This window comes from Methylobacterium sp. NPDC097929 (assembly GCF_049543375.1).
In the GTDB taxonomy this organism is placed as follows: domain Bacteria; phylum Pseudomonadota; class Alphaproteobacteria; order Rhizobiales; family Beijerinckiaceae; genus Methylobacterium.
The window spans coordinates 55,610-69,869 of sequence record NZ_JBMVEP010000003.1; the positions used below are offsets into that span (position 1 = coordinate 55,610).

Genomic DNA, 14,260 nt, shown 5'->3' on the forward strand with positions numbered 1-14,260 from the left:
GCGCTTCTCACGGGCAGCAGCGTCAAGACGAGCGGCGCGCTGACGGTCGGGGCGAACTCGGCTCAGGCGATCGCCGCTCAGGTGGCCGCCGCAGCGGCCTCCATCGGCGGCGGCGGTTCGGCCGGCGTCGGCGTCTCGGCAGCCGGCGTCTCGGTCACGAACGCCATCGCGGTGGCAACCCGCGCCGTCGTCGACGGCGACGGTGCGTCCGGCATCGAGGCCGGCAGCGTCTCGGTCCGCGCCTCCGACATCTCCACGATCGACGCCTTCGCCGGGTCCGCCTCGCTCGCGGGCTCGGGCGGCGGCGCGGCCGGCGTCTCCGTGGCGGTCGGCTTCACACTGGCGCTCAACAGCATCGCCGGCAACGTCGAAGCGGCGATCAAGAACGCCGACACCCTCCTGCGCACGACCGGACCGCTCGGCGTCTCGGTCAGCGCCTCGCGCGCCGGCCGCATCAACGCGGCGGCAGCGGCGGCGGCGATCAGCATCGCGGGCGGCGGCTCGGCCGGCGTCGGCGTGTCCGGCGGCGGTGCCTTCGCCTCGAACCGGATCCTCGGCTCGGTCAGCGCAACGGTCGATGCGAGCCGCATCACCACGACCGGCAGCGGCGGACTCACGGTGACGGCGACCGGCTCGTCGGAAATCACGGCGATCATCTCGGCATTGGCCGCGTCCGGCGGCGGCGGCGGTGCGGCCGGCGTCGGCGTCGCGCTGGGCGTCAGCGGTGCCGAGAACCGCATCGGCGAATGGTCCAGCACGGGCCAGAATGCCGAGCGTGTGGACACGCTCGGCAGCAGCGGTGCCACGGCCGTCCAGGCCTCGGTCAAGAACTCTTCTCTCGACATCGCCGCGGCCCTGACGGTTCAGGCGACGGCGAGCCAGAAGATCACGGCGACCGTCGTGGCGGCATCCGCCGCGATCCAGGGCGGCGGTGCGGCCGGTGTCGCGGGCGCTGCAGCCGGTTCGGTGGCCGCCAACGCCATCGGGGTCGAAACCTCGGCCACGATCGACGGTGACGGCGCCGGCCCGGACGGCATCAAGGCCGGCAGCGTGACCGTCTCGGCCGCCAACACGGCCCAGATCTCCGCCGTCACGGGCGCCGCCTCGCTCTCCGGAGCCGGCGGCGGCGCGGCCGGCGTCGGTGTGGCGATCGGCTTCGCGCTCGCCATCAACAGCATCGCGGGCGGCATCCAGGCGTCGATCTCGAACGTCGATGCCGGCCTGACCACCCGCAGCGGCGGCGTTTCGGTCGGCGCGCGCAACGATGCGCGCATCCGGGCCAGCTCCGCAGCGGCGGCCGTCTCCATCGGCGGCGGCGGTGCCGCGGGCGTCTCGGTGAGCGGCGGCGGCGCCGGTGCGTCGAACGTCATCACGGTGCGTACGAACGCCTTCGTCGCCAACAGCGCGCTGATCGTGCGCGGCGGCAAGTCCACGGTGTCGGCCGGCTCGAATGCCGACATCCAGGCCCTGATCGTCGCGGCGGCGGCGGCCGCCGGCGGCGGCGGCGCGGCGGGCGTCGGTGTCTCGGTCGGCGTCGGCGCGGCGGCCAACACCATCGGTGCCGGCAACCAGATCCAAGCCTATCTCAGCAATGCGAGCGTCGATTCCGACAATGCGCTCGACGTGACGGCGGTCTCGAACCAGACGATCCGGGCGGATGTCGGGGCGGTCTCGGCCTCGATCCAGGGCGGCGGCGCGGCGGCCGTCAGCGTGGCGGGCTCCGGCACCGGCGCCTCCAACACCATCGCCGTCGCCACGCGCGCCTATATCGACGGCGACGGCGCGACCGGCATCACGGCGACGCAGATCGCCCTGTCCGCCAAGGACACCTCCGCGATCACCGCTTCCGTCAGTTCGGCGGGCATTGCGGGCGGCGGCGCCGGCGCGGCCAGCGTCGGTGTCACGGTCTCGGTCTCGATGGCGACCAACCGCATCGGCAACACGGTCGAAGCGCTCATCCGTAACGCCGATACCGGCGTCACCACGACCTCCGGCGACATCGCAGTCGAGGCCGAGAGCAGCGGGTCGATCCAGGCGATCGCCACGGCGGCCTCTGTGAGCGTCGGCGGTGCCGGCGGCGTCAGCGTGCAGGTGGCCGGCGGCGGCGCGGGCGCCCTCAACGTCATCACCACGAGCACCCGCGCGGCGATCGAGCGGGCGAACGGGCAATCGTCCCTCAACCGCGTCACGAGCGCAGCGGGCCTGCGGGTCGGCGCCAAGAGCAGCCAGGACATCGACGCCAAGGTGGTCGCGCTCTCCGTGGCCGGCGGCGGTGCGGGCCTCGCCAGCGTTCCGGTGGCGATCGGCCTGTCGGGCGCCCAGAACATCATCGGAAGCTGGAAGACCACCGACGCGAACGGCAACCGGCTCGATCAGCCGACGCTCGACGCCGGTGGCGGCGCCAGGGTCGAGGCTCTGATCGCCGACACGGTCGCGACCGCGCAGGGCTCGGTCGCGGTCACCGCGACCTCTTCGAGCACCATCGACGCGACCGTCGCGGCGGCCTCGGCCGTCGCCACGGGCGGAACCGTCGCGGTCGGCGTCGCCGGATCGGGCAGCTACTCGGGCAACGCGATCAGCTTTGCCACCAACGCGGCAATCACCGGCGCTTCGACGAGCGTCACGGCCGGCGACGTCACCGTCCGCGCCAAGGATCAGGCCACGATCAACGTCGATGTCGGCGCAGCCGCCATCGCGGCTGCGGGCGGTGCCGTCGGCGTGGCGCCGGCAATCGGCGTCGCCGTGGCCCTGAACGTGATCAACAATGCCGTGACCGCGATCGTCGACGGGGCCACCGTGACGACGAACACGGGTGGAATCCGCGTCGAAGCCACGGTTCCGTCTGACAATGGCGGGTCCAGCATCAACGCCCGCGTGGCCGCCGCCGCCGTCGCGCTTTCGGGCGGCGGCGTCGCCGTCTCGGTCGCCGGTGGCGGTGCCATCGCCACCAACATGATCGGCGGCTCGACCCGCGCACGGGTCAGCAACGCCCGCCTGAACGCCGCCGGCGACGTGTCGGTCGCCGCCGCGAATAGCAGCCGGATCGTGGCGGAGGTCGCCGCACTCGCAGCCGGCGTCAGCATCGGCGGTGTCGCGGTCGGGGCCAGCATCGGCACCGGCGTCGCCACCAACCTGATCGGCAGCGAGATCACGCAGAGGGTCAACGGACAGGACAAGACGACGAAGTCGGCCGCGCTCCTCATCGAGGCGCTGTCACAGAACTCGACGATCGAGGCGGGCGGCAACCTGTCCGTCACCGCCAATTCCGGCCAGACCATCCGGGCGACGGTCGCGGCCGGTTCCGTGGCGATCTCCGGCGGTGCCATCGCCGTCAGCGCCGCGGGCGCCGGCGCCGGCACCCACAACCGGATCGGTGCGGTGGTGAGCGCGGCGATCGACGGCGACGGGGCGGGTGACAAGATCACGGCCAACAACGTCACCGTCTCGGCGCGCGACACGTCCAGCCTCAGCGTCGAGACCGGCGCGGCCTCGGTCGCGGCCTCGTTCGGCACCTTCGGCAGCGGCTCGTTCGCCCTCGCCGTCGCGGCGGCGGACAACGTGATCGCCAACAACGTCACGGCCGCCATCCGCAATCTCGGCACCACCGGCGGGCTCACGACCCGGGGTTCCGTCGCGGTCACGGCGACCGAGAGCGCGATCCTGACGAGCCGCGCACGCGCCGCAGCCATGTCCGGAAGCGTCTCGGCCTTCAGCGTCTCCGTCTCGGGCGGCGGCGCCGGCACCGGCGACACCGTCACCAGCACGACGAGCGCCAGCATCACCAACAGCCGCCTCACGTCCGCGGGCGACGTCGCCGTCAGCGCCAGCGACACCACGACGATCGACTCGCAGGTGCTCGGCATCTCCGTCGCCGGCGGACTGCTCGCCCTCGCGGCCGGCGGCTCCGTCGCCAAGGTCGAGGCACGCCCGACGGTCACCGCCACCATTGAGGGCGGTTCGGTGTCCGCCGCGAATGTGAGCGTGGTCGCCACCGCGCTTCCGTCCGTCAACGCCGCGGCCCAGGGCATCAATGCCGGCACCGCCGCGATCGGTGCCTCGGTGGCCGAGGCCAAGGTCGCCGCCACGGTCGGCGCCTCGACCAAGAACGTCTCGATCACGGCCGGAAGCCTGTCGGTGCTCGGCAACCTTGCCCGTCAGGCGGGCCGAGATTCCGCGACGGCGACCGCCTCCGGCTCCGTCGGCGGCCTGATCGGCATCAACTCGACAGTGACCCTGGCCGAGAACAGCAGCAAGGTCAGCGGCCTGCTCGATGTCGGCACGGTGCTGACCGTTAGCGGCGCCGTCGCCGTCAGCGCGACGAGCAACACGCGGCAGACCTCGACCGCCAGCAGCGCCAGCATCGGCCTCGTTGCGGCCGGCGCGACCGTCGCGTCGTCGAATTCGGCAACCGTGACCAGCGCCCGCGTCGTGTCCCTCGGTACGCTCAATGCCGGCTCGATGACCGTCACCGCCACCGGCGTCGACGACAACTTCGCAAAGGGTATTTCCGGCAGCGGCGGCCTCGTCTCGGGCACCGCCGCCAGCGCCAGCACCAGCATGGGCGGCAGCACGCGGGCTGAACTCGGCAACGGCGTCGCCATCGACCTGACGAAGAACGGCGACAGCACCGGTCTGTTCTATCTCGCCGCCGATCACGTCGGCACGATGAACGGCCAGATCATCACCGACAGCTACGGCGCCCTCGCCGGAGCGGGCGCCGTCGTGAACAACACCATCACGCATGCGGTGACCGCCGCTTTCGGGATCAATTCCCGCGTCACGGCCCGCGACATCGTCGCGACCGCGACGAACACCGTGAACAAGCCGCAGCTCGGGCAGGCCAACATCGTCGGCTCGACCGGCGGTCTGGCCAGCGGCGCGGCGGCGCACAGTTCGACGGTTCTCGACATCACTACGCGGGTCGATGTCGGCAGCAATGCAGACCTGATCACGGTCGCCCGTGCCGGGACCGCAGGCGGAATCCGTCTGGCGGCCAACAACATCATCAACGCTTACGACAAGGTCTCGCTGACGACCGGGGGCGCGCTGTCGGGCGCCGGTGCCTTCTCGAGCATCGAAACCCGGAACTTCGTGGCGCAGGTGAACATCGGCGCCAACGCGACCCTGTTCACGCTCGGAAACCTGACCCTTTCGGCCAATGGCGGCGGCAACGCCTATTCCGTCTCGAATTCCGAGACCTACGGGGCGGCGACCGTCGCCAGCGGCAGCACCACCGTCATCATCCGTCCGAACAACGCGGTGAACATCGGTGCGGGCGCCGACATCACCGCCTACGGTGATGCGGATCTCCTCGTCGGCACCAACAAGAAGGCCTACGACGACGCCTACGACGCGTCGGCGACGACCGACAACTTCGCGGGCAGCGTGATCCCGATCACCTCGCTGGCGGCCAAGATCCGCGTCGAGGAGATCAACACGATCAAGATCGATGGCGGCGCCACGATCAAGACCGCCGGCAACGCCAACCTCTTCACGAACCGCCAGGGCAATTCCAACGCCGTGGCCCGCATGAAGGGCACGAACTGGACGACCGCCGTCGCCGGCGCCATCGACAGCCTGCTCGGCGGCTCGGCCGTCACCCCGGTCGGCGACACGCAGACGGGCTCGATCGGCACCGTCATCGTCGACGGCACCGTCGTCACCGGCATCACCCGCAACATCTCCATCGTCATCGACGACATGACGCGCGCGCCGGGCAACGGCGCCGCGACCCTGATCACGGGAACCGTCAAGCTCAACGGCCAGAAGTACGATGCCGCCGGCAACCCGATCGCGGATTCGGACAACACCAAGAGCTTCACGATCACCCTGCCGGATGGGGCGACCTCGGCCTCGGCAACGCTCCCGAAGCTGCCCATCACCGTCAGCCTCGGCTTCGCCAACGCTCAGTCGAACCTGATCAAGGCCTACGAGGAAGCGACGAAGGGCCTCTCGACCTACAAGGACAACGCCACGCTCCAGGCCTACTACCAGGGCGAGGTCAACCGGATCAAAGCCGAGCTGCTGGCCGACGGGCTCGCGGAGTTCCAGACGACCTACGACGGCAGGCAGATCCTCATCCCGATCTACAAGCAGGTCCAGGCCATCACGGTGAGCCCGTTCTCGGCAGGTGCCGGCGGCATCATCGTGCGGGCCGACGCCCTGCTCGGTTCGGGCAAGCTCGATGCGGCGTCCGACACGAAGGTCGAGATCACCAACAACTCGGTCGCGAACCTCGTCATCGCCGGCATCACGATGCCGGAATCGAACGGCGGCACCTTCTTCAACGACGCACAGATCCCGGTGACGTCGAGCAGCGACTTCAACACCCGTCTCCAGGCGATCGTCGCGAAGAACGCCGCGAGCCCGGATGCCGCGGCCGCCAGGGCGATCGCCGGTGGCCGTGACGTCAGCTTCCAAGTTCTGACCGCCGGCGGTGTCGTCACGAAGGACAGCAAGAGCGACATCTCTCTCAGGAACACCTCCGGCGCCCGTGATCACAACACCGCGCCGTCGATTCTCATCGTCGGCGACATCTACGCGCCGACGGCGATCCTCAACGTGGCGACGGCCGCGGGCGGCGATCTCACCATCACGGCCAAGACCACCATCAAGGAGCTGAGGACCGATGTCGGCGGCGCCGTCGCCATCGGTCTGACGCAAGATCTGCGCACCTACTCCGTCGGCGGCGATCCCTACGGGCAGATCAAGGGAGTGCTCGAAGCGGGCTCCGGGCCGATGACCGGCAAGTCGGCCGCCGACATCGCTCGGGCGCTGGCGGGCTCGCAGGCGAGCGTCGTCGCCAGCGGCGCGGTGACGATCAAGGCGCAGTTCCTCAACCTCAACGGGCTCGTGCAGAGCGGGCGCGACCTCTACCGGATCGTCATCGATCAGTCGGTCGAGAACGAGATCCAGGAGATCCTCCGCAACCCCTATCGCACCGCGAACCTGAGCACGCTGACCCGCGACGGCTACTCGGCCAGCTACAACCGGCAGACCGGTGCCATCGAGATCGACGAGGTCGTCTCGACCGGCGGCCAGATCAACCTGACCGGCGTCATGCTCAACACCAACGCCGGCATCGGTGAGCTGCGGGCGCTGGGCGGTTATGCGAAGGTCGAGGTCGTCAATCAGCTCAACCGCGACGTCGTGCTCAACCGCATCGACCTGTCGCGGCGCGGCATCGGCACGATCGATATCAAGGATCTCGCCTACAAGACCGACGTGAACGGCAACGGCATCGCGGACGCCAACGACATCGTCTTCCGCCAGACCCTGATCCGGCAGGACGCCGACGGCGTCGTCACGCGCTACAGCGCCGATCTGAACAGCACCGGCGTCGAGATCGCCAAGTACGACGGCAGCAGCACGACGCAGTACGATCCGAAGTCCGGATACCGCTACGCCTTCACCATCGGCCAGGGCGCCAAGAACACCTACTCTCTGACGACGGGCACATCGTCCTGGGCCGGCCTGGACTTCCTCGCCAAGGATCCGCCCCCCCTCAGCTCGTTCAACAAGGAAATCACCGAGAAGGCCGCTCTGCAGCCTGAATCGGCCTATTACTACATCGACGCCAGCAAGTCGGGTTACGCCTTCCTGGGTGCGCCCGAGTATACCCGCTCGGCCGAGAAGCCGAAGGAAGTCGCGAGCTGGACGACGAGCACGTGGTACGGAAAGAAGACTTACTACACCAAGTTCCAGACGGTCGATTACACGGAGACCCAGGCGACCCATAGCCTTGAGGCCGATTACGGCATCAAGATCAAGTTCACCGGTGAGCGCACCGGCACCGTCAGCATCGACTCGCAGGGCTCCGGCCGTGTGCTGATTGCCGGGGGCATCAAGAACGACAACGGCTCCACGACGATCACCTCGGGCGGGACGATCCAGCACCTCAGCTCGACCGCGGCCATCACCGGCTCGCGCGTCACGCTGCAGGCCGCGCGCGGCATCGGTGTCGGCAACGGCAGCAACGCCACCGACCAAGCGCTCAACGTCACGACCATCGGGGCCGGCAACACGCTCAGGGCCACGACGACCGCGGGCAACATCAACCTCAACGTCCGGACCGTCGACAACGAACTCGGGATCGACAAGATCGCGGCGGGTGGCGGCTTCGACGTGAAGCTCGTTTCCACGAGCGGCGTCACCGTAGCCGGCGAAGGCGTGGTTTCGGGCGGCTCCATCAAGGTGATCGCGGGCGGTCGCTTCGGCTCCGAGGCGGCCCCGATCAAGCTCGACGGCGGCACGACCGCCCGCGACAAGACCGACATCACGGCGGCCGGTACGGTCGGCATCCGTGAACTCTCGGGCGACCTGCGCCTGAACAGCCTGACGGCAAACGGCGACGTCTACATCAAGGTCGACGCCGGGAATCTGCTCAACGTCAACAACGTCGTCGTGCGCGACGACCGCGTGGCGTCCCAGCTCATCAACGGCGTGTGGAAGGATCTCGCTCTCACCACCGAGGATGCGAACCTGAAGTTCGAGCGCACGCTCAGCGCCTACGAGAGCACCCGCGAGCGCGATTACAACGCCTACTGGGCCTATCGGAACCAGCAGGCCGACCCCTCCCGCTACGACAGCACCTTCAAGATCACCCTCAACGAGACGACCGGCGAGCGCGGCTACTATACCGCCCTGTTCACGAGCCAGGCGAATGATGCGGGCATCACCGAAGCCGGCGCGGTGAAGACCTACGTCGACAATGCGGTCAAGGCGCTCGAAACCAACCGGACGCTGCAGTACCGCGTGCTGCACGCCCAGTACGGCCAGTACGGCGACGTCTATCACGCCGATCTCTCGGGTGATTACGCGACCTATTGGGCGATCCGCGGCACGCAGCCGAACAGCGGGACCTTCGATCCGGCCTACACGGTCCAGGGGAACGCTGCGGCGCTCGCCAAGATGCAGGCCGCGACGCGTGCTGCGCCGATTTCCGGCGATGCGCTGATCGCGCGCGTCACGGCTCAGATCACGCAGCTCGAGACCGATCAGGGCACCCGCCTGACCGAAGCGCAGATCCTGCAGCTCTACACCACGGCCATCGAGGCCGAGGCGCGCGGAACCAAGCTTTCGGGGACCGTGCTGACGGATTACGTCTCCGCGCAGATCAAGCAGATCACCGACTCGCGGACCACCGACTTCAACAACCTGAAGCTGGTCTTCGACGGCTTCGACGCTGCGAAGATCACGAACTTCGGCGCCCAGTACGACCAGTATTGGCAGATGCGTGAGGCGGGTGACGCGACGACGCTGCAATCGCAGGCCTACAAGGATCTCGATGCCGCCTTCTCGGGCTTCGGCAATCACTACGTGGTGAAGCTCGGCGCGGCCTACGACCTCTACAGCACCTATCTCGCGAACGGGTCGAGCCGGATCAGCGGCGCCGAGCTGACCGCCCTGACCGCGCAATTCACCAAGGACGCCGGTTCGCAGACCCTCGGTGAGGCGGCTCTGCGTCTGGCGACCTCCGGCAAGGTGGCGGCGGCGGAAGCCGCGCTCAAGGCGACCTATGCGGCGCTCCATCTCCGCTTCGGCGGGCTGGGCGACAGCTACGACGCCTCGACGGTCGCGGCGGAGACGACGGCCGTGCAGGCCGACTACGAAGCCTACTGGAGCTACCGCAACCAGCAGGTCGACCCGAGCGTCTACAACGCCGTCTTCGCGCCGCGCCTCGCCGGTCAGGCGCTCATCGACGCCGTGGCCGCGGCCCGCACCGCGGCGGAGACGGAGAACCTGAGCTCAGCCGCCATCGACGCGGCCCGCACCGCGGCACAGGATCTGCGGTCGGCGGCGCTGACGGCGCAGTACCGCTCGCTCCACACCTTCTTCAACAGCCTGCCGGGCTCCTACAACACGGCCGACACTCCCAATACGAACAAGCTGACCGCCACGAAGCAGACGGCCCCTGCCTTCTTCATCGACAAGGCGACGGCCGATGCCATCGACGCGGGCATCAAGCGCTGGACGCAGGACGAACTGCTGAGCGCCGTCGGCCAGGGGCTGCTCAAGGAGACGACCAGCACGATCGTCGACAAGCAGGACCCGATCATCAAGGGCGCCAACATCAAGATCGTGACGTCGGGCAATGTCGGCTCCGTGAGCGGAACCAGCCTGATCGATATCGGCCCCGGTGCCGCGCCGCTCACCCCGGATCAGCAGATCGATCTCGGCGCCGCCGAGCGGAGCGACCTCGTCTTCCTGACGAAGGCCCCGATCACCACCAACGTCATCTTCGGCCAGTCCGGCAGCTACGGCACCGTGACCCGCCAGGACGGTGCGAACTGGGATACGAGCGCGTTCTTCGACAAGAACAACGTGCTCTACAACGGTACGCTCTACATCGGGGGCGTGACGCCGAATGCGTCGGCTGAAACCTCGGTGAGCTACAAGATCATCAGCGTCGTCGGGAACGTCATCACCGTCGACAAGGTCTTCGGCAGCCAGGGCGTCGCCCGCAACATCGATATCGGTGTCAGCATCGCCGTCACCGGCGAGGCGCCGCGCGTGACCGCCGAAGTCGCCTTCGACCTGCTCAAGGCGGCCCCGACGACCGTCACCGTCAGCTTCAGCAACGATACGGCGACCAACCAGGGTGTTCTGACCCGCACCGACGGCACGGCGTGGGACGGCACCTACACGGTCGGCAGCACGCTCTACATCGCCGGCGGCACCGCCAACACCAGCGCGGCCTCCACGAGCGTCTACCGCATCGCGTCGGTCAGCGGCTCCGTGATCCGGCTCGAGGCGACGCAGCTCTTCGTGGCCGAGACCGGCGTCACCGTGAACGTGGGCGTGCGTTCCACCGACGGGACCGGTGTGTCCGTGATCACCCGCGCGTCGGGCAATTTCCTCGGTGACGGCTTCAAGGACGGCATGCTGATCGGCGTCGCCGGCACCTTCGGCGTGACGTCGGGTAACGCGACCACCAAGGACACCAGCTTCACCATCAAGCAGGCGAGCGCCTCGACGCTCATCCTGGAGAGCGGAAGCACGCTCAAGACCGAGAGCGCCCGCAACGTCGTGCTGTTCCAGTCGGCCAAGGACGCCGGCAATCCGTTCAATCAGATCACCAAGCTGCTCATTCAGAAGCGCAAGGCAGTCGTCATCGAGGGCACCGGCTCCCTCGACGTCACGGCGAACACCCAGATCTTCATCAACACCGCCGCCCTGCTGACCGTGGGCCGCGTGGAATCGGTCTCCGGCAAGGAGATCCGCCTGAAATCCTCCACGGGCCTCCTCAACGGCGGCGCGGCGGATGCGGTGAACATCAAGGGCGGCGACACCGTCCTCGAAGGCGGGGACGGCAGCGTCGGCACCGCGACGCGGGTGATCGGCATCGATCTGACGACGGGTTCGACCCTGGCGGTCCGTGCGGCGCGGGACATCTTCGTCACGGCCCGCAACGGCGATCTGAACCTGGAATCCGCCTTCTCGCAGGGCGGCAACGTCACCTTCGTCTCGGACCGGGGCAGCATCCTCGACGGTGTCCACACCGACACCAACAAGATCGTCGCGGCCAACGTCTACCTGAAGGCCGCCGGCTCGATCGGCGCCAAGGGCGACGCCATCGAGATGAAGCTGACCGGCACCGTCCGGGCCGGCGCCACGGGCGACATCGTCCTGACCGAGACGGAAACCAGCATGAAGGTGCTGGCCGTCACCACCAAGGGTGACGTGGTTCTGGCGGCCAAGGCCTCGATCCTCGATGCGGGCGACCTCTCCAACCCGCGCGACATCGATTCCGCACCGGTGGCCGGTTCGGGCCGTGCCAACGTCAGCGGCCACTCGATCACGCTCACCGCCCTCGACGGCATCGGCGTCGCCGGCGACGAGTTCGAGATCGACAGCAACGTCGATCGCACGACGGATGGTGTCGTCACGCTCCAGAGCGGCCTGAGCAACCTCTACGTGGTGGAGACCGCCGGCGATCTCTTCCTTGCCAGCGTCGGCACCGACGCACAGCGCACGGCCTTCGTCACGGCGGTCGCCGGCAGCATCCTCAACGGATCGACCAACTACAACGAGACCACCGGGGGCAGCTCCAACCTCCGTTCCGGCAAGGCCTATCTCGTCGCCTCCGGCAGCATCGGCTCGGAGACCAAGCGCATCGTCGCCAACATGCGCAGCCTCGACGGCGACCAGTATGGTGGTCTCGAAGCCCGCTCGATCAACGGCGACATCTGGCTGTGGAACATCGGCGGCCTGCGCGTCGGCGGCGTCACCGACGACACCACCGGTCTGCAGGCGGCGCAGGGCCGGATCGGCATCCGCACGTCGAGCCCGCTGACGATCGACAAGGACATCATCTCGTTCGGCGACATCATCGAGCAGGCGGGCGAAACGGGTTCATCGGGCGACGACCTGACCGTCAAGGCCGGTGTCACGATCTTCTCGACCGGCGGCTCGGTGACGTTGAACGCCGGCGACAACCTGCTCGTCGAGGCGGGCGCGGTCGTGAAGGCGAAGGGCACCATCACCCTGCGCTCGGACTTCAGCGCGAGCGGAACGCCCGACAACACGGCCTCCAAGATCACGCTGTCCGGCACCTTCGTCGGCTCCTCGATCCTGATCGAGTCCGGAGGCAACGGCGACGAGATCCTGCTGGACGGCACCTTCACGACGGGTCAGCGCACCATCAGCGGAGGGACGACCGCGGCGACGGTGACGGAAGGCGCGATCACGCGCGGCGGTTCCATCGAGCTGCGCGCCGGCGAGGGCGCCAACACGATCACGATGGTGGGCGCCTACTCCACCGGCGCGCTGATCGTCGGCGCCGGTTCGGGCAGCGACACGCTCGCCGATACGCAGGTGACCGGCGGCGTCACGCGCAAGGCCGAGATCGTCGCGGACTCGGTGACGATCGCTCTCGGGGCCGGCGCGAACACGGTCGGGCTCGGCGGCAGCTACGTCGTGACCAATGCCGTGCAGCTCACGACGCTGGGCGGCGCCGATATCATCGGCCTGACGGGCAACGTCGATGCCGGCAGCTTCACCCTCGACGCGGGCGAAGGGGATAACCGCCTCACGCTCGCCGGCGTCTACAAGGCGCGGAACGCCCTCACGATCCGCACCGGCGCGGGCAACGACCGGATCGACCTCCAGGGCAGCTACACGGCCGGCTCGATGGAAATCTCCGCCGGGACTGGGGCCGGCCGGAACGACCTGACGCTGAATGGCACCTATCGCATCGCGGGCGCCCTCACGATCGTGGGCGGGTCGGGCATCGACACCCTGTCCGACTCCGCCTCGACCGACATCACGGCCGGCTCGCTGTCGATCAACCTCGGCGACGGCGTCAACACGGCCGATCTCGTCGGCGGCTACGACATCGCGGGGGCGATGGCGTTCATCACCGGCAACGCCGACGACGTCATCACCCTGAACGGCGGGATCAAGGCCGCCGGCTACACCCTCGATGCGGGCGGCGGGAACAACAAGATCACCCTGGCCGGCACCTACACGGTCACGAACGCGCTCACGATCAGGACCGGTGCGGGCAACGACATCATCGACCTGAAGGGCAGCTACACGGCCGGCTCGATGTCCGTGGATGCGGGCGCGGGCGACAACGCGCTGACGTTGACCGGCAGCTACAAGATCGACGACGCCTTCACGATCACCGCCACGGGTGGCACCGATACGCTGACCGACCTGCGGGTCGCGAATGGAGCGGTGGAGAAGGCCAGCGTCGAGGCGAAGTCGCTCGCGATCGACCTCGGCGACGGGGCCAATACGGTGACCCTCGCCGGCATCTACCGCATCGGCGCCGCCTTCCGTCTCACCACCGGTTCGGGCCTCGACATCGTCAGCGATCACCGCAAGGTCGGTCAGACGGTCACGGATGCGCTCGACCTGACGGCCGGCACCATCACGATCGCGCTCGGCGACGGTGCCAACCAAGTCGCGCTCGCCGGCACGCTGGCCGCCGCGGACAGCTTCAGCTTGGTTTCCGGCTCGGGCAACGACACCGTGGTGGATGCGGCGCTCGACGGCACGACGCTGCTCAAGAGCGCGACGATCACGGGCAAGACCATCGACGTGCATCTCGGCGCGGGCGACAACGCCCTGACGCTGCTCGGCACCACGATCGCCACTTCGACCCTGGCGCTGACCAGCCTCGGCGGCCGGGACCAGTTCGCCCTGCGCGGACGGGTCCGCGCTGCGGTCACGGCCATCCGGCTCGGTGCGGGGGACGACAGGCTCGACCTCGCCGTCAGCGAGATCGCCGGGCACACGCAGGTCTTCGGTGAGG

Annotated in this window: 1 protein-coding gene (only partly in view); it reads left to right on the forward strand. The window is 68.7% G+C overall.

This entire window lies inside a single protein-coding gene on the forward strand: locus ACPCJR_RS10540, encoding an LEPR-XLL domain-containing protein. The 46,095-nt coding sequence extends 14,946 nt beyond the window's left edge and 16,889 nt beyond its right edge, so the window shows coding positions 14,947-29,206 (codon 4,983, complete, through codon 9,736, partial); the first complete codon in view begins at nucleotide 1. Both the start codon and the stop codon lie outside the window.